The sequence below is a fragment of the Streptomyces nanshensis genome (assembly GCF_001751255.1).
Lineage (GTDB): Bacteria > Actinomycetota > Actinomycetes > Streptomycetales > Streptomycetaceae > Streptomyces > Streptomyces nanshensis_A.
The window spans coordinates 298-20,998 of record NZ_LJGW01000168.1 but is presented as its reverse complement, the minus strand read 5'-3'; the positions used below and the strand labels follow the sequence as shown (position 1 = coordinate 20,998).

The window sequence follows — 20,701 nt, the reverse complement described above, 5'->3', positions numbered from 1 at the left end:
CTTGTCGGGCCTGCCGGTACGCGAACCCCGGCCGCTGCCGCCCTTGCCGCGCTTCCCGTCGCTCTCGCCGTCGCCCTGACCGGACTCCGCACCCGCGCCCTCGGCGCCGTCCGGCTTCTGCGGCAGCACGGCCGTCGTCCCGGCGTCCGCCGCGGGAGGCGCGGCCGTCGTGCTCGCGCCCGCCGCGGAGGCCACCGGCTCCAACAGCCCGCGCGCGCCCGCCACATCGAGCCGCTTGTCCGGGTCCTTGGCCAGCAGCCCGAAGATGACCTCGTCGAGTTCGCCGGCCTGCTTCGGCGGCGGCACGGGCTCCGTCATCACCGCCGTCAGCGTGGATATGGCCGAGCCCTTGTCGTACGGGGGATGGCCCTCGACCGCCGCGTACAGCAGGGCGCCGAGCGACCACAGGTCCGCGGGCGGCCCCGGCGGCTTGCCGCGTGCGCGCTCCGGCGAGATGTACGAGGGCGCCCCGACGAGCATGCCCGTCGACGTCACCGACGGGTCGCCCTCGACCTTCGCGATGCCGAAGTCGGTGAGCACGACGCGTCCCGTGACGTCCTCCAACAGCACGTTGGACGGCTTCACATCGCGGTGCAGCACCCCTTCGCGGTGCGCGGCCCGCAGCACGTCCAGCACCGCGAGCCCGACCTCGGCCGCACGCTTCGGCGTGAGCGGGCCCTCCTCGCGGATCTGGTCGGCGAGCGAGCGACCCTCGACGAGCTCCATCACGATCCAGGGCCGGTCGTCCTCGTCCACCACGTCGAAGACCGTCACGGCGCTGCCGCTGCGGATGCGCGCGATCGCCTTCGCCTCGCGCAGAGTACGGGTGATGAGCCGCTGCTTCTCGTCCTCCTCGACGCTGGAGGGGAACCGGAGTTCCTTCACCGCCACCGAGCGCCCCAGGACCTCGTCCTCGCCGCGCCACACGGTGCCCATGCCGCCGCGGCCGAGGACGCCCCCGAGCCGATAGCGACCTCCTACCAGCCGACCCGACTCCTCGCTCATGAATCCCCTTGTGTCCCCTCGGCGATGGCCCACCCCAGCCCCTCCATCATTGTGAACCATCGCGCACCCGCACCACGTCCGGGGGCCGCTCGCCCACGGCGCCGCGAGTACCCGCACGCGCCGCCTCACACACCGTCACGAACGCCGCGGAACACGGCCTGACGGAGCGTACGGAGACCACCCGCGGAAGCCCGTACGCGAGACCCCCGGAAACGCCGCCGCGGCGCGACCGGCGCCCCTCAGACCGGCGCGATCTCCGGCGCCCCCAACCGCGCCGCGTCCGCCGTCAGATCGTCCGGCTGGAGCTGCGACTCGCGCTCCGCCTCGACCCGCTTCTCGTAGTACTCGACCTCGCGGTCGATCTGGTCGGCGTCCCAGCCCAGCACCTTGGCCATCAGCTCGGCGACCTCGCGCGCGCTGCGCGTCCCCCGGTCGAACGTCTCGATCGAGATGCGCGTACGGCGCGTGAGCACGTCGGTGATGTGCCGTGCGCCCTCGTGAGTGCAGGCGTAGACGACCTCCGCCCGGAGGTAGTCGTCCGCGGCGGGCAGCGGCTCGCCCAACGTCGGGTCGTCGCCGATGAGTTCGAGCAGCTCCTCCGTCAACGCGCCGTAGCGGTTGAGCAGATGCTCCACCCGCGCCACGTGCAGCCCGGTCTTGGCGGCGATGCCCGCCCGTCCGTTCCACAGCGCGTGGTAGCCCTCCGCGCCCACCAGCGGCACCCGTTCGGTGACGCAGTCCGCGACCCGGCGGTCCAGACCGTGCACCGCCTCGTCGACGGCGTCCTTCGCCATCACGCGGTACGTCGTGTACTTGCCGCCCGCCACGACGACCATGCCCGGCACCGGATGCGCGACCGTGTGCTCGCGCGAGAGCTTGCTCGTCGCCTCCGACTCGCCCGCGAGCAGCGGCCGCAGGCCCGCGTAGACGCCCTCCACGTCGTCGCGCGTGAGCGGCAGCGCCAGCACCTCGTTGACGTGCTGCAGCAGATAGTCGATGTCGGCGCTGGAGGCCGCCGGGTGCCGCTTGTCCAGGTCCCACTTGGTGTCGGTGGTGCCGATGATCCAGTGGCGGCCCCACGGGATGACGAACAGGACGCTCTTCTCCGTACGAAGGATCAGCCCCGTCGTCGAGTTGATCCGGTCCTTCGGCACCACCAGGTGGATGCCCTTCGACGCACGTACATGGAACTGCCCGCGCTCCGCGATCAGTCCCTGTGTGTCGTCCGTCCACACACCGGTGGAGTTGACGACCTGCCGGGCGCGCACCTCGTACTCGCCGCCCAGCTCCAGGTCCTGCACCCGCGCCCCGACGACGCGTTCGCCCTCGCGCAGAAAGCCGACGACGCGGGTCCGGTTCGCGGCGTGCGCACCGTACGCGGCGGCGGTGCGGACCACGGTGGCCACATACCGCGCGTCGTCCACCTGCGCGTCGTAGTACTGGAGGGCGCCGACGAGCGCGTCCTTCCGCAACGCCGGTGCCACACGCAGCGCGTGGCGCCTGCTCAGATGCCGGTGCCGGGGCAGCCCGCGGCCGTGCCCGGACGAGAGCGACATCACGTCGTACATGGCCACGCCGGAACCGGCGTACAGCCGCTCCCACCCCTTGTGCTGCAACGGATAGAGGAAGGGCACCGGCTTCACCAGATGCGGCGCGATCCGCTCCAGCAGCAGCCCGCGCTCCTTCAGCGCCTCTCTGACGAGGGCGAAGTCCAGCATCTCCAGATAACGCAGCCCGCCGTGGATCAGCTTGCTGCTGCGGCTGGAGGTGCCCGAGGCCCAGTCGGTCGCCTCGACGATCCCCGTCGAGAGCCCGCGTGTGACGGCGTCCAGCGCCGTGCCGGCGCCCACGATGCCCCCACCGATGACCAGCACGTCGAGTTCGCGTTCGGACATCTCCGCCAGCGCCCTGGCACGCTGCTCCGGTCCCAGTGTCGCCGTCCTCACCGCTGCCTCCTGTGTCTTCGTGCGTTCGTCGTCGGTGGTCTTGCCAGAACGTAGGCAGTGTTCCCCTGCCGATGGTCCTCCAATTCCCTGACTTCGGCCGCGCTGGGGGCGGCTTCGAGCGGGCAATCCCGGATATCCGTCATATTGCCGATTAACTTGCTATAGCGCCGCAGGGCATCGGTACACACAGCTCGAAGCGGCCTTCGGGGGCTCTCCCCCGGCACGGCGATCACGGGGTCTCGCCACCCCGGCGAGAGAGGACCAAGGGGAAGGATGTCCGCCGCGATGCCCGCAGATCTCGCCATCCTCGGCCTGGGCCATTCGGGTCTCCCGGCCGCGCAGGCCGCCGTGGCCGCCGGGATCGAGACCGTCGGCCACGACCCCGACGAGGAGACCGTCGCCGGACTCAACGCGGGCCGCCCTCCCGCCGACGGCGTCCTCACGGCCGCCGGCCTCCGCCGCATGATCTCCCGCGGCTTCCGCGCCACGACCGATCCCGAGGTGCTCGGCGAGGTGCGTACCGCGCTGATCTGCGCCCCGACCTCCCTCGGTCCCGACCGCTCGCTGAATCTCGACGCGGTACGCGCCGCCGCTCACACGCTCGCCTCCCGGCTCAGCCCCCGTACGACCGTCGTACTCGAATCCGCGGTGTACCCGGGCGCGACCGAGGAATTCCTGGGGCCGCTGCTGGAAGAGGGCTCGGGTCTGCGCGCGGGCCACGACTTCCATCTCGCCTACTCCCCCGCCCGCGTCGACCCCGGCAGCCGCCGCTACGGCTACGCCAACACCCCCAAGGTCGTGGGCGGTCTGACCCCTGCCTGCACAGAGCGGGCCGCCGCCTTCTACGCGCGCCTGGCCACCAAGGTCGTACGCGCGCGGGGCCCGCGCGAGGCCGAGACGGCGAAGCTGCTGGAGACCAACTTCCGCCAGGTCAACATCGCGTTGGTGAACGAGATGGCGGTCTTCTGCCACGACATCGGGGTCGACCTGTGGGACGTGATCCGCTGCGCGGAGACCAAGCCGTTCGGCTTCCAGGCGTTCCGTCCGGGTCCGGGCGTCGGCGGGCACAGCGTCCCCGTCGACCCCAACCACGCGGCGTACCGCGGCCGTTCGCCGGGCCACCCGCTGCGCATGGTCGAACTGGCCCAGGAGGTCAACGGGCGCATGCCGCAGTACGTGTGCCGACGCGCGGCCGAACTCCTCAACGAACACGGCAAGTCGGCGCGCGGAGCCCGCGTCCTGCTCCTCGGCGTCACGTACAAGCCCGATCTGCCGGACCAAGAGGGCGCCCCCGCACGGGAGGTGGCGCTCCGGCTCCAGCAACTCGGGGCGCAGCTCAGCTTCCACGACCCGTATGTGAAGGAGTGGCAGGTGGCAGGCGAACCGGTGCCCCGCGCCGGCTCCCTGTACGAGGCCGCCGCCGCGGCCGACCTCACGGTGCTGCTCCAGCCGCACCGCAGATACGACCTCCAAGGGCTGGCGGCCAAGGCGCGGCTGCTCTTCGACACCCGGGGGGCGAGCCCGACGGGCGCGGCGCACCGCCTGTGAACTCGGCGGCGCACAGCGGCACTTCGGCGGAGTCCCGAAGGCGTCGGAGCTTCCCCTCGGACCCGGCGTCGCCTACGTACCGCTACCGCTACCGCGCGACCGTGACCTCGACGCGCTGGAACTCCTTCAGCTCCGAGTAGCCCGTCGTCGCCATCGCCCGGCGCAGCGCGCCGAAGAAGTTCATCGACCCGTCCGGGGTGTGCGAGGGCCCGAGCAGGATCTCCTCCGTCGTGCCGACCGCGCCCAGATCCATCCGCTTGCCGCGCGGCACGTCCGGGTGCACGGCCTCCATGCCCCAGTGGTGTCCGCGCCCCGGTGCGTCCGTCGCACGGGCCAGCGGCGAGCCCATCATCACCGCGTCCGCGCCGCAGGCCACGGCCTTGGGCAGGTCGCCGGACCAGCCCACGCCGCCGTCCGCGATGACATGGACGTAGCGGCCGCCGGACTCGTCCAGGTAGTCGCGGCGCGCGGCGGCGACGTCGGCCACGGCCGTCGCCATCGGCACCTGGATGCCCAGCACGTTCCGCGTGGTGTGCGCGGCGCCGCCGCCGAAGCCGACCAGCACACCGGCCGCGCCCGTACGCATCAGATGCAGCGCAGCGGTGTACGTCGCGCAGCCGCCCACGATGACCGGCACGTCCAACTCGTAGATGAACTGCTTGAGATTGAGCGGCTCCGACGCCCCGGAGACATGCTCCGCGGAGACCGTCGTACCGCGGATGACGAAGAGGTCGACGCCCGCGTCGACAACCGCCTTGGAGAACTGGACTGTTCGCTGCGGCGAGAGCGCGGCGGCCGTCACGACGCCCGCGTCCCGCACCTCCTTGATCCGCTCGCCGATCAGCTCCTCCTTGATCGGCTCCGAGTAGATCTCCTGCATACGCGTGTTGGCGGTGCGCTCGTCCAGCTCCGCGATCTCGGCGAGCAGCGGCTCCGGATCCTCGTAACGCGTCCAGAGCCCTTCGAGGTTGAGCACTCCGAGACCGCCCAGCTCACCGATGCGGATCGCGGTCGCGGGCGAGACGACCGAGTCCATCGGGGCCGCCATGAAAGGCAGTTCGAAGCGGTAGGCGTCGATCTGCCAGGCGATCGAGATCTCTTTGGGATCGCGCGTGCGGCGGCTGGGCACCACGGCGATGTCGTCGAAGGCGTACGCCCGGCGTCCGCGCTTGCCGCGTCCGATCTCGATCTCAGTCACTGTGAAGCCCTTCTCGCCGTGCGCTGTGCTCTGCTGCCGCCCCAGTATCACCGACGAACGGCGGCGTACGGACCGGCGGGTGCCGGGTGCCCGGTGCTCGTCGCAGGAATGCCGAGGGCCCGGTACGGGGCTCAGCGGCGTGAGTAGTTCGGCGCCTCGGTCGTCATCTGCACATCGTGCGGGTGGCTCTCCTTCAGGCCCGCCGAGGTGATGCGCACGAACCGGCCGCGCTCCTTCAGCTCCGGCACCGTGCTGCCGCCGACGTAGAACATCGACTGCTTGAGCCCGCCCACGAGTTGGTGCACCACCGCGCTCAACGGCCCCCGGTAGGGCACCTGTCCCTCGACGCCCTCCGGGATGAGCTTGTCGTCACCGCCGACCTCCTCCTGGAAGTAGCGGTCCTTCGAGTACGACTTCTGCTCGCCCCGCGTCTGCATCGCGGCCAACGACCCCATGCCCCGGTACGACTTGAACTGCTTGCCGTTGATGAACAGCAGCTCGCCCGGCGACTCCTCGCACCCCGCGAGCAGCGACCCGAGCATCACCGTGTCCGCGCCGGCGACGAGGGCCTTGGCGATGTCGCCGCTGTACTGGAGACCGCCGTCGCCGATGACCGGCACCCCGGCCTCCCGCGCGGCGAGCGACGCCTCGTGGATCGCCGTCACCTGCGGTACGCCGATGCCGGCGACCACCCGCGTCGTACAGATGGAACCGGGCCCGACGCCGACCTTGATGCCGTCCGCTCCGGAGTCGATGAGCGCCTTGGCGCCCTCGCGGGTGGCCACGTTGCCGCCGACGACATCCACGGGCGCATTCGACTTGATCTTGGCGACCATGTCGCCGACGAGCCGCGAGTGCCCGTGCGCGGTGTCCACCACGACGAAGTCCACGCCCGCCTCGATCAGCGCCTGCGCACGCTCGTACGCGTCGCCCGCGACCCCGACGGCCGCGCCCACCACGAGCCGGCCCTCCTCGTCCTTCGAGGCCTGCGGATACTGCTCGGCCTTCACGAAGTCCTTGACGGTGATGAGTCCCTTGATCACGCCCGCGTCGTCTACCAGCGGCAGCTTCTCGATCTTGTGACGCCGCAGCAGCTCCATCGCGTCGTTGCGCGAGATGCCGACCTTCCCCGTCACCAGCGGCATCGGCGTCATCAACTCGCGTACGGGACGCTCGCGGTCGGACTCGAAGGCCATGTCGCGGTTGGTGACGATGCCCAGCAGCTTGCCCGCCTCGTCCGTGACGGGGACGCCGCTGATGCGGAACCGGCCGCACAGCACGTCGGCGTCGCCCAGCGTCGCGTCCGGACGGATCGTGATCGGGTCGGTGACCATGCCGGACTCGGAGCGCTTGACCCGGTCGACCTGCGCCGCCTGGTCCTCGATCGACAGATTGCGGTGCAGTACGCCGACGCCGCCCTGCCGTGCCATGGCGATCGCCATCCGCGACTCGGTGACCTTGTCCATCGCGGCCGACAGCAGCGGCACGTTCACCCGTACGTTGCGCGAGATCCGCGAACCGGTGTCGATCTCACCGGGAGCCATGTCCGACTCACCGGGCAGCAGCAGTACGTCGTCGAAGGTCAGGCCGAGCATGGCGAACTGCGCGGGCACTGCGGCCTCGGTTCCGACTCCGTCGTTGGCTGTCATGACACCTTTCCAATGCTTGCCCGGGGTGAAAGTCCATGCTAAACGCCCCGGACTCACTGCTCGGCCAGTGCCCGCAGCCTGCTCAGCGCCCGGTGCTGGGCGACACGTACCGCTCCGGGAGACATCCCCAGCACCTCGCCGGTCTCCTCCGCGGTGAGCCCGACGGCGACGCGCAGCAGCACCAACTCACGCTGGTGCTGCGGAAGATTGGCGAGCAGCTTCTTGGCCCACGCCGCGTCGCTGCTGAGCAGCGCACGCTCCTCGGGGCCGAGCGAGTCGTCGGGCTGCTCGGGCATCTCGTCGGACGGCACCGCCGTACTGCCCGGCCCGCGCATCGCGGCCCGTTGCAGATCGGCGACCTTGTGCTGGGCGATGGCCACGACGAATGCCTCGAAGGGCTTGCCGGTGTCGCGGTAGCGCGGCAGCGCGCAGAGCACCGCGATGCAGACCTCCTGCGCGAGGTCGTCCACGAAGTGCCGTGCGTCGCCCGGGAGTCGGGTCAGCCGCCTGCGGCAGTACCGCAGCGCCAGAGGATGCACATGGGCGAGAAGATCGTGCGTCGCCTGCTCGTCGCCTTCCCTCGCGCGCCGTACGAGTGCGCTCACGACCGCTGAGTCGTCGTGCCCGTCGTTGCGCATCGGTCCATGGTGCACCTGAGCCCCGTAATCCGTCGCACCACGTCCGTGGTTGTGCACCGAAGCGTTATGAGCAGGGGCACTGGCTCTCATCTCCCGCGCTCTCCCCTCACGCCTGACCGAACGTTCCCCGAGGAACTCCATACAACAAGCATGCGGCACGCGCGGGATTCCTGGGCCGCATACGCCGCCCCGCCCTTCCCCCCGGGCCGGCCCCGCGCAGAGCGGGAAGCGGAACGTCGCAGGCGGGGACGGGCGGGCAAGTGGCGAACGTGAGCTATTTATCGAACGAGGCCCCAGCGGAAACCGAGGGCCACCGCGTGCGCACGGTCCGAGGCGCCGAGCTTCTTGAACAGCCGCCGCGCGTGGGTCTTCACGGTGTCCTCGGAGAGGAACAGCTCCCGGCCGATCTCGGCGTTCGACCGCCCGTGACTCATGCCCTCCAGCACCTGGATCTCCCGTGCGGTGAGCGTCGGGGCGGCGCCCATCTCGGCCGAGCGCAGCCGCCGCGGCGCGAGCCGCCACGTCGGATCGGCCAGCGCCTGCGTGACCGTGGCCCGCAGCTCCGCGCGCGAGGCGTCCTTGTGCAGATAGCCGCGGGCGCCGGCGGCGACGGCGAGAGCCACCCCGTCGAGGTCCTCCGCGACTGTGAGCATGATGATGCGGGCACCGGGGTCGGCCGACAGCAGCCGCCGCACGGTCTCGACACCGCCGAGACCGGGCATGCGGACATCCATGAGGATGAGGTCGGACCGGTCGGCACCCCAGCGGCGGAGGACTTCCTCGCCGTTGGCTGCCGTCGTCACGCGCTCGACGCCGGGCACGGTCGCGACCGCGCGGCGGAGCGCCTCTCGGGCAAGCGGGGAATCGTCGCAGACGAGGACGGATGTCATGACCGCCCTCCGCAGCTGATGCGCGTCACCTTGAGCCTCCAGGCTGTTACGAATCGTCACCTGTGCGATTGACCTGCTCGGACATCCGTGCCCGAGGCCATTCGGCCAACCGCCTCCGCACACTCAACGACGGTCACCCGAAAGAGTTACGGGTCTCGGCCACCGCCATCAGCACTCTACGTGATCGCGCGTACACAGATCAGCCCGCATCGCACTGACGGGTTTCCCCGAGTGGCGTCTTTTACCTTTTGCCCTATTTAGCAGACTTAGTTCTGCTTCTCGCTTTCTTTCGGCTAGGTTCGCAATGAGTCATATTTGTCTATAAATGGACGGAGCGAGAGCGAGCCTCAAGTACGCCGACGAGAGGACACGCAATGGCAGACTTCTCCCGCCTCCCCGGCCCCAACGCTGACCTGTGGGACTGGCAGTTGCTCGCGGCCTGTCGCGGAGTCGACAGCTCTCTCTTCTTCCACCCCGAGGGCGAGCGGGGCGCCGCCCGCAGCGCACGGGAGGCCTCCGCGAAGGAGGTCTGCATGCGCTGCCCCGTCCGCTCGGAGTGCGCGGCGCACGCGCTGGCGGTGCGCGAGCCGTACGGAGTCTGGGGCGGACTGACGGAGGACGAGCGGGAGGAGCTGATGGGCCGGGCCCGCAGCAGGCTCGTCGCCGTGCCCGACGGGCAGAGTTGAGCAGAAACGTTTTGACCTCGGGTTCGTCCGTCTGCCCTTGGTATCCGTCGGCACCGTCGGCCTCGACGCCGCCCACCGTCCCGCAGCCCCCGCCGCACTCTCCTCGTCCTCTCTCGCCACCCGGCGCGGAAATCGGTCGTACGCCGGGATTCACCCGCTTAGCCTGACGGCCATGGAACTCCTGTCCGTCAATATCGCCCGGCCACTGCACGCACCCTCGTACACCGACTCACCAGGGGCCCTGACCGGCATCGACAAGCGCCCCGCGGACGGCCTGATCGACGTCGCCTCTCCCGGTCCGAAGGGCACCGCCGGGAGCGCCTTCGCGCAGGACACCATCGGCGACAAGCGCCACCACGGCGGCGACGACCAGGCCGTCTACGCCTACGCGCGCGAGGACCTCGACGCGTGGGGGCTCGAGCTCGGGCGGGAGCTGGACAACGGCTCCTTCGGCGAGAACCTCACCACCCGGGGACTGGATGTGAACGGTGCCCTCGTCGGTGAGCGGTGGCAGATCGGGGAGCGGGTGGTGCTGGAGGCGTCGTCGGCGCGCATCCCCTGCCGTACGTTCGCGAGCTGGCTGGACGAGCGGGGCTGGGTCAAGCGGTTCACGGAGAGGGCCGCGCCCGGGGCGTATCTGCGGGTGATCGAGCCCGGGGTGATCAGCGGCGGTGACGAGATCCGCGTCGTGCACCGGCCGGACCACGAGGTGACGGTGGCCTTCCTCTTCCGCGCGCTGACACAGCAGCCGGAACTCCTGCCGCGCGTGCTGGCCGCCGGTGACGCGCTCCACCCCGAGGCCAGGCGCAACGCCCTGCGGCGTACGGAGAGTTGAGGCGCGGATAGCGTGCCCCCATGACGACAGCGTTGATCACGGGAGCCACCGCCGGTATCGGAGCGGCCTTCGCCAGGCGGCTCGCACGGGACGGGCACCACCTCGTACTGGTCGCCCGCGACAAGGAGCGGCTGCGGGAGCACGCGACGGCGCTCCACGACCGGCACGGCGTCGAAGTGTCCGTACTTGCGGCCGATCTGGCCGCCGACAAGGGGATCTCGGCGGTCGAGAAGCGGCTCTCGGAGCGGGAGCACCCCGTCGATCTGCTGGTGAACAACGCGGGCTTCGGCAACAAGGGCAGATATCTGGACGTGCCCGTCGAGGACGAGCTGACGATGCTCAAGGTGCACTGCGAGGCGGTGCTGCGGCTGACCTCGGCGGCGGTCGCGGGCATGCGGGAGCGGGGGCGGGGCGGCGTGGTCAACGTCGCCTCTGTGGCGGCGTTCGTGCCGCGCGGGACGTACGGGGCGAGCAAGGCGTGGGTCGTCCAGTTCACGCAGGGGGCGGCGAAGGACCTGGCGGGGTCGGGGGTGCGGCTGATGGCGCTGTGCCCCGGCTTCGTCCGCACGGAGTTCCACGAGCGGGCGGGGATGGACTCCGGGAACATCCCCGGGTGGATGTGGCTGGACGCGGACGCCGTGGCCGGCGCGGCGATGAAGGATCTGGCGCGCGGGCGGAGCCTGTGCATCCCGGACGCGCGCTACAAGGCGCTCATGGGGGCGGCGCGGCTGCTGCCCAGGGAGCTGCTGTCGAAGGCGTCGACGACGACGGGACGGCGGTACGGACCGCGCTGACGCGCGGCATCACCGCGGACGTACAAACGCGCCGAGGCCCGGCCCCCAGTGCGGGGTGCCGGGCCTCGGTGCGTACGGAGCCTCGGTACGTACGGCCTGACGGGTGCGTCAGTGCGCGTGGCCGTGACCGTGGCCGGCCGCCGCCGGCTCTTCCTCCTCCGGCTTCTCGACGACCAGCGTCTCGGTCGTCAGCAGCAGCGAGGCGATGGACGCGGCGTTCTCCAGGGCGGAGCGCGTGACCTTGACCGGGTCGATGACGCCGGCCTTGATCAGGTCGCCGTAGTCGCCGGTGGCCGCGTTGAAGCCCTGGTTGCGGTCGAGTTCGGAGACCTTCGAGGTGATGACGTAGCCCTCGAGGCCGGCGTTCTCGGCGATCCAGCGCAGCGGCTCGACGACGGCGCGGCGTACGACGGCGACACCGGTGGCCTCGTCGTCCTTCTTGCCGAGCGAGTCCTCCAGGACCTTCGCGGAGTGCACGAGGCTGGCGCCGCCGCCGGCGACGATGCCCTCCTCGACCGCCGCACGGGTCGCGGAGATCGCGTCCTCCAGACGGTGCTTCTTCTCCTTGAGCTCGACCTCGGTCGCGGCACCGACGCGGATGACGCAGACGCCGCCGGCCAGCTTGGCCAGACGCTCCTGGAGCTTCTCGCGGTCCCAGTCGGAGTCGGTGGCCTCGATCTCACCCTTGATCTGGGCGACGCGGGCCTCGACATCCTCACGCTTGCCGGCACCGTCGACGATCGTCGTGTCGTCCTTGGTGACGGTGACGCGGCGGGCGGTGCCGAGCACGTCCAGACCGGCCTGGTCGAGCTTGAGGCCGACCTCCTCGGCGATGACCGTGGCGCCGGTGAGGGTCGCCATGTCGCCGAGCATCGCCTTGCGGCGGTCGCCGAAGCCGGGGGCCTTGACCGCGACGGCGTTGAACGTGCCGCGGATCTTGTTCACCACGAGGGTGGAGAGCGCCTCGCCCTCGACGTCCTCGGCGATGATCAGCAGCGGCTTGGATCCGCCGGCCTGCATGATCTTCTCCAGCAGCGGCAGCAGGTCCTGGATGGAGCTGATCTTGCCCTGGTGGATCAGGATGTACGGGTCGTCGAGGACGGCCTCCATACGCTCCTGGTCGCTGACCATGTACGGCGACAGGTAGCCCTTGTCGAAGGCCATGCCCTCGGTGAAGTCCAGCTCCAGGCCGAAGGTCTGGGACTCCTCGACGGTGATGACGCCGTCCTTGCCGACCTTGTCCATCGCCTCGGCGATCAGCTCGCCGACCTGCTTGTCCTGCGCGGACAGACCGGCGACGGAGGCGATGTCCTCCTTGGAGTCGATCGGGCGGGCGTTGGCGATCAGGTCGTCGGAGACGGCCTTGACCGCGGCGTCGATGCCCTTCTTCAGGGCGGCCGGGGAGGCGCCCGCGGCCACGTTGCGCAGGCCCTCGCGGACCAGCGCCTGGGCGAGCACGGTGGCGGTGGTGGTGCCGTCACCCGCGATGTCGTTGGTCTTGGTCGCCACCTCCTTCACGAGCTGCGCGCCGAGGTTCTCGTAGGAGTCCTCGACCTCGACCTCACGCGCGATGGTGACGCCGTCGTTGGTGATGGTGGGCGCGCCGAACTTCTTGTCGATGACGACGTTGCGGCCCTTGGGGCCGATCGTCACCTTGACGGTGTCGGCCAGCTTGTCGACGCCGCGCTCGAGGGCGCGGCGCGCGTCCTCGTCGAACTTCAGGATCTTCGCCATGGGAGCTTTCGAGTCCTCTCAAACGAACCGCGCCCCGGCCCCGGTGCATCTCGTGTGACGCGGGAGGGACCGGGGCGCGGATCAGAAGTGTCTTCCGGCTGCGGTGACTTACTTCTCGACGATCGCGAGAACGTCGCGAGCCGAGAGGACGAGGTACTCCTCGCCGCTGTACTTCACCTCGGTGCCGCCGTACTTGCTGTACAGCACGATGTCGCCGACGTTCACGTCGAGCGGCAGACGGTCGCCGTTCTCGAAGCGGCCCGGGCCGACGGCCAGGACCGTGCCCTCCTGGGGCTTCTCCTTGGCGGTGTCCGGAATGACCAGGCCCGAGGCCGTGGTCTCCTCGGCGTCGAGCGGCTGGACCACGATGCGGTCCTCGAGCGGCTTGATGGCAACCTTGCTGGCGGTCGTCACGATCCGACCTCCCCCTTCGGAGATCTCAAAACGGGGTCTTATGTCTGGGGTGGCGACCGGTCAGATCCGTCGTCGCGGGTGCCGGATCTTCCTGTCGCTGGTGTCTGGCACTCGCCATGGGAGAGTGCCAGGGTCGACATTATGCCGCGGTTAGCACTCCGTCAACACGAGTGCCAATCGTACGGGTCGTGCCGTGGTCGCCCGCACGTGGCTCCCCCTTCGGGCGCCTCCGCACGACTCCGCGACGGGCGACTCCCGCCCCCGCGCGCCGCGTTCCCCGGCGGGAGGCGAGAATGCCGGGGTGGACCGCGAGGCGTTCGCCGCTCTGCTCGGCGATGAAGGACAGGCGCTGCTGGGGCAGTTGGAGGGTTACGACCCCGCGGACGAGCTGGCCGTCGCGACCCGGCTGCGCCGCACGCACCCTCCGGAACTGGTCTCGGCCGCCCTCGGGCAGGCGCGGCTGCGGCAGCGCGCGGCGGCCAAGTTCGGCGCGCAGGACGCGGCCCGGATGTACTTCACGCCGGACGGACTGGAGCAGTCGACCCGGGCGAGCGTCGCCGCGTACCGCGCGGAGCGCTTCCGCCGGGAGGCCCCCGGGCAGGGCCGTACGGCCGATCTGTGCTGCGGGATGGGCGGTGACGCGATCGCGCTGGCGCGCGCCGGGATGCGCGTACTGGCCGTCGACCGCGACCCGTTGACGTGTGACGTCGTACGCGCCAACGCCGCGGCGCTCGGGCTGGCCGACAGCGTCGAGGTCCGCTGCCAGGAGGCCCGCGACGTGGACGTCTCCGGCTGCGACGCCGTCTTCGCCGACCCCGCGCGCCGCGGCGGCAAGGGCCGGATCTTCGACCCCGAGGCGTACTCGCCGCCGCTGTCGTGGGCGGTCGAAGTGGCCCGCGGCGCCCCGTACTCGGCGGTGAAGGTCGCCCCCGGCATTCCGCACGAGGCCGTGCCCGAGGACGCCGAGGCCGAGTGGATCTCGGACGCGGGGGATGTGAAGGAGGCCGTGCTCTGGTTCGGTACGGGGCACAGGACGCCGGACGCGGCGCGGAGTTCGCGGAGTTCGGAGGGTTCCACGAGTTCATCCGTACGGGCGACGCTGCTGCCGGACGGGAGTTCACTGCGCTCGCGCGGGCTGCCCGATCCGCCGGCAGGTCCGGTGGGCCGCTTCCTGTACGAGCCGGACGGGGCCGTCGTACGGGCACACCTGGTGGCCGAGGTCGCGGCCGAGCTGCCGGGCGGGCGGCTCATCGATCCGACGATCGCGTATGTGACGTGCGACGAGGCGCAGTTCACCCCGTACGCGACGGGCTACGAGATCACCGACGTGCTGCCCTTCCAGCTCAAGCGGCTGCGGGCGCTGCTGCGCGAGCGCGGGGTCGGCGTCGCGGCGATCAAGAAGCGCGGCTCGGCCGTGGATCCCGCGGAGCTGCGCAAGAAGCTCCGGCTCGAAGGGCCCCACGAGTGCACGGTGTTCCTCACCCGGGTCGCGGGTGCGCCCACCGTGCTGCTGGGCCGGCCGCTGGAGACGCCCGTACGGCGGTGACGCGGGCATCGCGGACGGGGCGCCGCGTCCGTACGGCTCAGACCTGTTCGAAGCGCCAGCGGTGCACCGGGCGGGCCGTCAACTCCCGGGGCGGATCGGGCAGTTCGGGAAGGTCCGCGGAGAGGTCGCCCGGCCACCAGGTGATCACCAGGACGCGGCCGCCGGGCGCCGTGAAGTCCTCGCGGCGCTCGGGCGGCGACGCGGGCTGCTGGGCGCGGGCCCAGTCGAGCAGTTCGCCGCCGCGCCCCTCGGCCGCCTTGGCCTCCCACATCAGGGCGACCGTCATGAGTACAGGTTCTCCCGGCTCAACTCGTGCACGTGGTCGTGGTCGTGGGTGTGCGGGTGGGCCTGGCCGTGCGAATCCGTAGGCGCGTCCGAGGTGCCCGGCAGATGCGGCTCGGTGACGGGCAGCGAGGAGTCCGCGGGCAGGTCCCAGCCGGAGGTGGGGCGGCGCCGGGCGACCATCTCGGCGCCGAGCGCCGCGACCATCGCTCCGTTGTCCGTGCACAGCTTGGGTCGGGGCACACGGAGCCGGATGCCCGCGGCCGAGCAGCGCTCCTCGGCCATGGCGCGCAGCCGCGAGTTGGCGGCGACACCGCCGCCGATCATCAGGTGGTCCACGCCCTCGTCCTTGCAGGCCCGTACGGCCTTGCGCGTCAGCACATCGGTGACCGCCTCCTGGAAGGACGCGCTCACATCCCGTACGGGGACCTCCTCGCCCGCGTTGCGCTTCGCCTCGATCCAGCGGGCGACGGCCGTCTTGAGGCCGGAGAAGGAGAAGTCGTACGGGGCGTCGCGCGGACCGGTCAGCCCGCGCGGGAAGGCGATCGCCTCCGGGTCGCCCTCGCGTGCGTACTTGTCGATGACGGGGCCGCCCGGGAAGCCCAGGTCGAGGACGCGCGCCACCTTGTCGAAGGCTTCGCCCGCCGCGTCGTCGATGGTCGAGCCGAGCGGGCGGACGTCCGAGGTGATGTCGGGCGCGAGCAGCAGCGAGGAGTGTCCGCCCGAGACGAGCAGGGCCATGGTCGGCTCGGGGAGCGCGCCGTGTTCGAGCTGGTCGACGCAGATGTGGGACGCGAGGTGGTTGACGCCGTAGAGCGGCTTGCCGAGCGCGTACGCGTACGCCTTGGCCGCGCTGACGCCGACGAGCAGGGCGCCCGCGAGGCCCGGGCCCGCGGTGACCGCGACGGCGTCGAGGTCCGTGGCGGCGACGCCGGCCTCGCGCAGGGCGCGTTCGATCGTGGAGACCATGGCCTCCAGATGGGCCCGGCTGGCGACCTCGGGGACGACCCCGCCGAAGCGGGCGTGCTCGTCCACGCTGGAGGCGACGGCGTCGGCGAGCAGGGTGTGGCCGCGGACGATGCCGACGCCGGTCTCGTCGCAAGAGGTCTCGATGCCGAGGACGAGGGGTTCGTCAGCCATGGGTCTTCGTTCCTTGAGGCGGGGGCGGGGAGGGCGTCCCGGAGGACGTGGGGGAAGAGCCGGGCGGAGCGGACCGCAGCGTGGCCGGGTCGTCCAGGCGCATGACGAGGGCGTCGACGTTGCCCGGCTGGTAGTAGCCGCGTCTGAGGCCGATCTTCGTGAAGCCGAAGCGCTCGTAGAGCCGCTGGGCGGGCGCGTTGTCGACGCGGACCTCCAGCATCACCTCGTGGCAGCCGAACTCGACGGCGGCGGCGAGGAGTTCGCCCAGCAGTCGGGAGCCGAGGCCGGTGCCGCGCCGGGCGGGCAGCACGCCGATGGTCTGGATGTCGCCGGTGCCGCCGACGGCGGCGAGACCGCCGTAGCCGACGAGGCCGTCCCAGCCGCCGCCGAAGTCGGGGGCGTTCGCCGGGCGTACGGCCGGATCGGCGGCCGGGGCCGGTGCCGCCGCGTCCGGCCCCGCGGCCTCCGCCACCAGATAGCGGCGCGTGGCACCGGGCCCGCGGGCGTGCGCCAGCTCGGACCAGAACAGCCCGGCCGACCAGGCGTCCTCGGGGAAGAGGACCCGTTCGAGGCCGAGTACGTGCTCGATGTCCCACCAGCGCATCTCGCGGAGCACCACGTCGTCGCTTTCCGGAGTGCGGACCTGAGCGGCCGTACGTGTCACTTCGGCGTGACCACCTTGTAGTTGGCGGGGACGCGGGCGTCGGGACGCCGCAGATAGAGCGGACGCGGCGGCGGGAACTCCTCGCCCTTGGCGAGCTTCTCGGCGGCGAGGCACGCGAGCGCCGCGGCGGACTGGTCCAGCGGCAGATCCGTGCGGAGGCCGGTGAAGACCTCCTCGTACAGGCGGGCGCCCGCGCCGACGGAGGGCATCGCCGTCACCTCGGCGGGCAGCTCGCTGGGGCGGTCGACCGCCGGGTCGCCGACGCGTGTACGGGCGTCGGAATAGCGCGCCCAGTACACCTCCTTGCGGCGGGCGTCCGTCGCCACGACGAACGGCTCCTCCAGGCCGGAGGCGTACGCGATGCCGTCGAGCGTGCAGAGCCCGAGGACCGGGACGCCCAGGGCGGCGCCGAAGGTCTCTGCGGTGACCAGCCCGACCCGCAGTCCCGTGTACGGACCGGGGCCGGTGCCCACGACGACGCGGTCGACGTCCTGGAGCGGACGGCCGGCCTCGCGCAGCACCCGGTCCACCGACGGCAGGAGCAGCTCGCCGTGGCGGCGGGCGTCGGTCTGGTCGGAGGCCGCGAGGACGCGGTCGCCGTCGGTGTCGTACAGGGCGACGGTGACGGCCGGGGTGGCGGTGTCGAGAGCTAGCAGCAGCACGGTAGCCAGCCTACGGCGAATGCGGGGCGGCCGTTCCCGGGGTCCCCTACGGGACGCTTTCGGGTGACTTGGCGCCGTGCGGGCGGGGTTGTGTACGGGGACACGGGGGCGGGTCGCGGCGGCCGGGGTCCGGCGGCGGGGAGATCCTTCTCCGCGTTTGGGGCACGCCTTCCCGATCGTCCCAACTCCCGTCCATGCCAAGGGAGTACGGCACCGCGGACGTACCGTCCTCCCTCCCGCCGCCCCGGCCGGGCGGTCCCCGCCTGCTGCTACCGTCGACGCGGGAGCGGCGGAGACGGAGAGGTGGCGCGCACGGTGGCACGTGGCAGCAGCGCGGGAGCGGTCGTGGCCGCGCTTACGGCGGCGGCTCTGGCCGTCATCGGTTTCTTCACCTACCAGGCGCATGCCGCCCAGGAGCGCTCGAAGGCGGGCTCCGCCGGGTCGCGCGACGGAGGGTCCGGTTCCGCCGACGGTTCCGGGAAGTCCGAGCGGGAGAAGCGCCAGGAGAAGGAGACCCTGCCGGCCTTCTCGGGTGCGGGCGAGCGCGTCGTGTACGACCTGGACCGCAACCGGGTCTGGCTGATGGGCGAACGGCAGGAAGTGAAGCGCACCTTCAAGGTCGTCCCCAGCTCGATCGACCCCGAGCCCGGCACGTACAAGGTGGAATCCCGCGCACCGCACGTCACCGGCTCCGACGGGGTGCCCGTGGAGAACGTCGTGCGCTTCGCCACCAGCCAGGGCACGACCATAGGCTTCAGCGCCGCGCTCGACGGGTCGATGCCCGACGCCGACCCGGTACGGCAGACCGGCGGCATCCGCGAGCACCGTGCGGACGGCGAGGCCATGTGGCTGTTCGCGACCATCGGCACGAAGGTCGTCGTCGTCCGCTGAGCCGGAAGGTCAGGCGGCGTCCTGGCCCGGCTGGGACCGCGGTCCGCTCGCGTCCCTGGACGTACGGGCTTCGTCGCCGGGCTCGGCGCCCGAACTGCCGTCCGCGGCTGGGCCGTTCACATCCGAGGGCTCCGACGGGGGCGTCGAGACCGCCTCCGCGGCCGCGCGCGAGGCCAGCAGCGCGCGCATCGAGACGCCTGTCATGTCTGGAGCCGACGGCAGCGCGCCGGGCTTCCGCGCTCGGTCTTCGGCGGGCATGGGACCTCCCGTGGCTCCTGGGCGGGCGGGTCGAAGTGAGGCAGACCTAACCCCGCTCTCCGCACCATCTGACCACGGGCGCCGCCGCCCGTGCAACATCTTGCCGACAACCTGTCGGGACGTACGGGAGCCCGGGAACCCTTCGCACGCCCCCGCTCACCCGAGGACGGAGAGATCCACCCCGCGCCACCGCTCGCCGACGCCGGTCACCGTCACGGTGCGTACGTCGTCCGCGCCGCCGTCGCCGTCCGGGCCCTCGGCGCCGTCGCCGGCCGCAGCCCCCGCCTCGTCCCCGGTCGTCCGCTCGATCACCACATGCAGCCGGTCCTCCGACAGCTCCTCGACCCGGCCCTCGCCCCACTCCACGATCACGACCGACTCGGGCAGCGAGACGTCCAGGTCCAGGTCGTCCATCTCCTCCAGGCCGCGCCCGCCCAGCCGGTACGCGTCCACGTGCACCAGCGGCGGTCCGTCGGTCAGCGACGGGTGGACGCGGGCGATGACGAAGGTCGGCGACGTGACGGCGCCGCGCACCCCGAGCCCGGCGCCGAGGCCGCGCGCGAGCGTGGTCTTGCCCGCGCCCAACTCGCCGGTGAGCAGCACGAGATCGCCGGGGCGCAGCAGACCGGCCAGGCTCCGCCCCACCTCCTGCATCCGCTCGGGGGTCGGGACGAGAGCGGTGCGCTGAACGGCGAGCGGCCGTGCCGCCGCCTCGGACTGTGGTGCTTCCATGCGTCCGGATGGTACGCGCGGCGGGCGGGCCTCCGGGACGCGTCCCGCTCCCGGCGGGCGCCCCCGTACGCGCTCAGGCGCCGGTCGAACCGTCCACGGAGTCGCCCGTACCGCCGGTGACGCTGCGGGTGATGAGCTGCGCCAGCGCCTCGTTGACCTCGTGCGGGCGCTCCAGCATCGACAGATGCCCGGTCTGCTCCAGGATCAGCAGCCGTGCCGAGGGCAGCGCCGCCGCGATGGCCTCGCTGTGCGCGTACGGCGTCAACAGGTCGCGCTCCCCTGCCAGTACGAGCGCGGGGCGGCCGTCGAAGGCGCTGAGCGCGGCCGTCTTCTCATGCGCCTCGAACGCCGGGTAGAACTCCGCGACCACATCGATCGGCACGGACTCGATCAGCCGCTCCGCGAACCGTGCCACCCCGGGGTCGACGTTCCCCGCGTCACCGAAGGAGTAGCGCTTGACCAGTCCGGCGAGGAGGTCCGCGGTCGCCCGCCGCCCCCGCTCGACCAGCGCGCTCTGCGCGACCATCGCCCGTAGCACCCCGGGCACCGCACGCCGTACCGCCTTCACGCCCACCGCCGGGAGCGGCAGCCCGTACGTCACCTCGCTCAGGCCGCCGGCGCTGGTGCCGACGAAGGCGACGCCGGTGACGCGCTCGGCGACGAACTCCGGGTACTGGTCGGCGAGCGCCATCACCGTCATCCCGCCCATGGAGTGGCCGACGAGCACGATCGGTCCCTCCGGCACCGCCTCATCGAGCACCGCCTTGAGATCCCGGCCGAGCTGGTCGATCGTCACGGGGTCGCCGGAGGGGGCGCGCGCGGAGCGGCCGTGGCTGCGCTGGTCCCAGTAGACGGTCCGTACGGCGCCGCGCAGGGCGGCCCGCTGGAAGTGCCAGACGTCCTGGCTCAGGCAGTACCCGTGGGTGAAGACGACCGTGGGAGGCGGCAGTCGGCCCTTGCTCCGGCGTCCGCCGCGTGCGCCCTTCGCGCTGCCCGCGCGCCGGCCCAGCAGGCTCATCAGCCGTCTGCGGTGCGGTCCCGTACGCCCGGAGGGCTTCGCCGCCCCCGCCGCGTCGGCCGTCTCGATCCGTACGGGCTGCACGGTCGGCCCGCCCACGCCGTCGCCCGCGGCCGCCGCCGCGGCGGTACGGGACGGCGAGGAGGACGACGGGGAGGACGGCGGGGAGGA

At 71.8% G+C, this 20,701-nt stretch carries 21 protein-coding genes; 6 read left to right on the top strand and 15 right to left on the bottom strand.

Going from position 1 to position 20,701, the window contains the following annotated elements; translation table 11 throughout:
- Positions 1-1,005: serine/threonine-protein kinase (locus AN218_RS10610; protein WP_244900391.1), on the bottom strand; the 1,005-nt coding region annotated here is incomplete at its 3' end.
- A gap of 239 nt (positions 1,006-1,244) precedes the next feature.
- Positions 1,245-2,951 carry a glycerol-3-phosphate dehydrogenase/oxidase gene (locus AN218_RS10605; protein WP_070016537.1) on the bottom strand — a complete coding sequence of 569 codons (1,707 nt, stop codon included), beginning with the start codon at positions 2,949-2,951 and terminating at the stop codon, positions 1,245-1,247.
- A gap of 285 nt (positions 2,952-3,236) precedes the next feature.
- Here AN218_RS10605 and AN218_RS10600 point away from each other — a divergent pair, with 285 nt between their 5' ends.
- Complete coding sequence (locus tag AN218_RS10600; protein ID WP_070016548.1) at positions 3,237-4,499, top strand: nucleotide sugar dehydrogenase; 1,263 nt, start codon at positions 3,237-3,239, stop codon at positions 4,497-4,499.
- Positions 4,500-4,587: 88 nt separating this feature from the next.
- On the opposite strand, the gene AN218_RS10595 is transcribed toward AN218_RS10600, so the two are convergent.
- The 4 genes from AN218_RS10595 to AN218_RS10580 all read right to left on the bottom strand — a co-directional run bounded on the left by AN218_RS10595 (position 4,588) and on the right by AN218_RS10580 (position 8,874).
- Positions 4,588-5,697: a GuaB3 family IMP dehydrogenase-related protein gene (locus tag AN218_RS10595; protein ID WP_070016547.1), complete on the bottom strand. Its 1,110-nt coding sequence runs from the start codon at positions 5,695-5,697 to the stop codon at positions 4,588-4,590.
- A 131-nt stretch (positions 5,698-5,828) separates the two neighbouring features.
- Positions 5,829-7,346: an IMP dehydrogenase gene (gene guaB, locus AN218_RS10590; protein ID WP_070016536.1), complete on the bottom strand. Its 1,518-nt coding sequence runs from the start codon at positions 7,344-7,346 to the stop codon at positions 5,829-5,831.
- Positions 7,347-7,399: 53 nt separating this feature from the next.
- On the bottom strand, positions 7,400-7,984 hold the full coding sequence (locus tag AN218_RS10585; RefSeq protein ID WP_070016535.1) for a sigma-70 family RNA polymerase sigma factor: 585 nt from the start codon (positions 7,982-7,984) through the stop codon (positions 7,400-7,402).
- A 278-nt stretch (positions 7,985-8,262) separates the two neighbouring features.
- Positions 8,263-8,874 carry a response regulator transcription factor gene (locus AN218_RS10580; protein ID WP_003948568.1) on the bottom strand — a complete coding sequence of 204 codons (612 nt, stop codon included), beginning with the start codon at positions 8,872-8,874 and terminating at the stop codon, positions 8,263-8,265.
- 374 nt (positions 8,875-9,248) lie between these two features.
- Between AN218_RS10580 and AN218_RS10575 the strand changes: the two genes are divergently transcribed.
- The 3 genes from AN218_RS10575 (at position 9,249) to AN218_RS10565 (ending at position 11,189) form a co-directional block, all read left to right on the top strand.
- Complete coding sequence (locus tag AN218_RS10575; RefSeq protein ID WP_070016534.1) at positions 9,249-9,560, top strand: WhiB family transcriptional regulator; 312 nt, start codon at positions 9,249-9,251, stop codon at positions 9,558-9,560.
- A 172-nt stretch (positions 9,561-9,732) separates the two neighbouring features.
- Positions 9,733-10,395 carry an MOSC domain-containing protein gene (locus AN218_RS10570; protein WP_070016533.1) on the top strand — a complete coding sequence of 221 codons (663 nt, stop codon included), beginning with the start codon at positions 9,733-9,735 and terminating at the stop codon, positions 10,393-10,395.
- A 20-nt stretch (positions 10,396-10,415) separates the two neighbouring features.
- Positions 10,416-11,189 carry an SDR family NAD(P)-dependent oxidoreductase gene (locus AN218_RS10565; RefSeq protein WP_070016532.1) on the top strand — a complete coding sequence of 258 codons (774 nt, stop codon included), beginning with the start codon at positions 10,416-10,418 and terminating at the stop codon, positions 11,187-11,189.
- Positions 11,190-11,297: 108 nt separating this feature from the next.
- On the opposite strand, the gene groL is transcribed toward AN218_RS10565, so the two are convergent.
- Positions 11,298-12,923 (bottom strand): chaperonin GroEL, encoded by a 1,626-nt coding sequence (gene groL / locus AN218_RS10560; protein WP_070016531.1) that lies wholly within the window; start codon positions 12,921-12,923, stop codon positions 11,298-11,300.
- 108 nt (positions 12,924-13,031) lie between these two features.
- Positions 13,032-13,340 carry a co-chaperone GroES gene (gene groES, locus AN218_RS10555; RefSeq protein ID WP_028431119.1) on the bottom strand — a complete coding sequence of 103 codons (309 nt, stop codon included), beginning with the start codon at positions 13,338-13,340 and terminating at the stop codon, positions 13,032-13,034.
- Between the two features lie 298 nt (positions 13,341-13,638).
- Between groES and AN218_RS10550 the strand changes: the two genes are divergently transcribed.
- Entirely contained in the window at positions 13,639-14,883 is a 1,245-nt protein-coding gene (locus tag AN218_RS10550) for a class I SAM-dependent methyltransferase (RefSeq protein WP_070016530.1), read from the top strand.
- Between the two features lie 37 nt (positions 14,884-14,920).
- Here the strand turns inward: AN218_RS10550 and AN218_RS10545 are convergent, their stop codons facing one another.
- Genes AN218_RS10545 through tsaB form a run of 4 tightly spaced genes read right to left on the bottom strand, consistent with a single transcriptional unit; the run spans position 14,921 to position 17,631 of the window.
- Positions 14,921-15,169: a hypothetical protein gene (locus tag AN218_RS10545; protein WP_070016529.1), complete on the bottom strand. Its 249-nt coding sequence runs from the start codon at positions 15,167-15,169 to the stop codon at positions 14,921-14,923.
- Complete coding sequence (gene tsaD / locus AN218_RS10540) at positions 15,166-16,305, bottom strand: tRNA (adenosine(37)-N6)-threonylcarbamoyltransferase complex transferase subunit TsaD (protein WP_070016528.1); 1,140 nt, start codon at positions 16,303-16,305, stop codon at positions 15,166-15,168. The genes AN218_RS10545 and tsaD overlap by 4 nt, the downstream gene beginning before the upstream one ends.
- Positions 16,298-16,909, bottom strand: a complete 612-nt coding sequence (rimI, locus tag AN218_RS10535; protein WP_070016546.1) for a ribosomal protein S18-alanine N-acetyltransferase — start codon at positions 16,907-16,909, stop codon at positions 16,298-16,300. The genes tsaD and rimI overlap by 8 nt, the downstream gene beginning before the upstream one ends.
- A 56-nt stretch (positions 16,910-16,965) precedes the next feature.
- Positions 16,966-17,631, bottom strand: a complete 666-nt coding sequence (tsaB, locus tag AN218_RS10530; RefSeq protein ID WP_070016527.1) for a tRNA (adenosine(37)-N6)-threonylcarbamoyltransferase complex dimerization subunit type 1 TsaB — start codon at positions 17,629-17,631, stop codon at positions 16,966-16,968.
- A 315-nt stretch (positions 17,632-17,946) separates the two neighbouring features.
- Between tsaB and AN218_RS10525 the strand changes: the two genes are divergently transcribed.
- Positions 17,947-18,522, top strand: coding sequence for a L,D-transpeptidase (locus tag AN218_RS10525; protein WP_070016545.1), 576 nt, complete (start codon positions 17,947-17,949; stop codon positions 18,520-18,522).
- A gap of 9 nt (positions 18,523-18,531) precedes the next feature.
- Here AN218_RS10525 and AN218_RS10520 read toward each other — a convergent pair whose 3' ends face one another.
- From AN218_RS10520 to AN218_RS10510, 3 genes are all read right to left on the bottom strand, one after another.
- Positions 18,532-18,726: a hypothetical protein gene (locus AN218_RS10520; protein ID WP_070016526.1), complete on the bottom strand. Its 195-nt coding sequence runs from the start codon at positions 18,724-18,726 to the stop codon at positions 18,532-18,534.
- A gap of 210 nt (positions 18,727-18,936) precedes the next feature.
- A complete protein-coding gene (gene tsaE, locus AN218_RS10515; protein WP_070016525.1) occupies positions 18,937-19,512 on the bottom strand; it encodes a tRNA (adenosine(37)-N6)-threonylcarbamoyltransferase complex ATPase subunit type 1 TsaE in 576 nt (191 codons plus the stop codon).
- Positions 19,513-19,585: 73 nt separating this feature from the next.
- Positions 19,586-20,701: alpha/beta fold hydrolase (locus AN218_RS10510; protein WP_107421411.1), on the bottom strand; the 1,116-nt coding region annotated here is incomplete at its 5' end.

What these genes read in the sequence shown, in the direction of transcription:
- AN218_RS10600 (WP_070016548.1), top strand. Translation starts at nt 3,237, where the DNA reads ATGCCCGCAGATCTCGCCATCCTCGGCCTGGGCCATTCGGGTCTCCCG.
- guaB (WP_070016536.1), bottom strand. Translation starts at nt 7,346, where the DNA reads ATGACAGCCAACGACGGAGTCGGAACCGAGGCCGCAGTGCCCGCGCAG.
- AN218_RS10585 (WP_070016535.1), bottom strand. Translation starts at nt 7,984, where the DNA reads ATGCGCAACGACGGGCACGACGACTCAGCGGTCGTGAGCGCACTCGTA.
- AN218_RS10580 (WP_003948568.1), bottom strand. Translation starts at nt 8,874, where the DNA reads ATGACATCCGTCCTCGTCTGCGACGATTCCCCGCTTGCCCGAGAGGCG.
- AN218_RS10575 (WP_070016534.1), top strand. Translation starts at nt 9,249, where the DNA reads ATGGCAGACTTCTCCCGCCTCCCCGGCCCCAACGCTGACCTGTGGGAC.
- AN218_RS10570 (WP_070016533.1), top strand. Translation starts at nt 9,733, where the DNA reads ATGGAACTCCTGTCCGTCAATATCGCCCGGCCACTGCACGCACCCTCG.
- AN218_RS10565 (WP_070016532.1), top strand. Translation starts at nt 10,416, where the DNA reads ATGACGACAGCGTTGATCACGGGAGCCACCGCCGGTATCGGAGCGGCC.
- groL (WP_070016531.1), bottom strand. Translation starts at nt 12,923, where the DNA reads ATGGCGAAGATCCTGAAGTTCGACGAGGACGCGCGCCGCGCCCTCGAG.
- AN218_RS10545 (WP_070016529.1), bottom strand. Translation starts at nt 15,169, where the DNA reads ATGACGGTCGCCCTGATGTGGGAGGCCAAGGCGGCCGAGGGGCGCGGC.
- tsaD (WP_070016528.1), bottom strand. Translation starts at nt 16,305, where the DNA reads ATGGCTGACGAACCCCTCGTCCTCGGCATCGAGACCTCTTGCGACGAG.
- rimI (WP_070016546.1), bottom strand. Translation starts at nt 16,909, where the DNA reads ATGCGCTGGTGGGACATCGAGCACGTACTCGGCCTCGAACGGGTCCTC.
- AN218_RS10520 (WP_070016526.1), bottom strand. Translation starts at nt 18,726, where the DNA reads ATGACAGGCGTCTCGATGCGCGCGCTGCTGGCCTCGCGCGCGGCCGCG.
- tsaE (WP_070016525.1), bottom strand. Translation starts at nt 19,512, where the DNA reads ATGGAAGCACCACAGTCCGAGGCGGCGGCACGGCCGCTCGCCGTTCAG.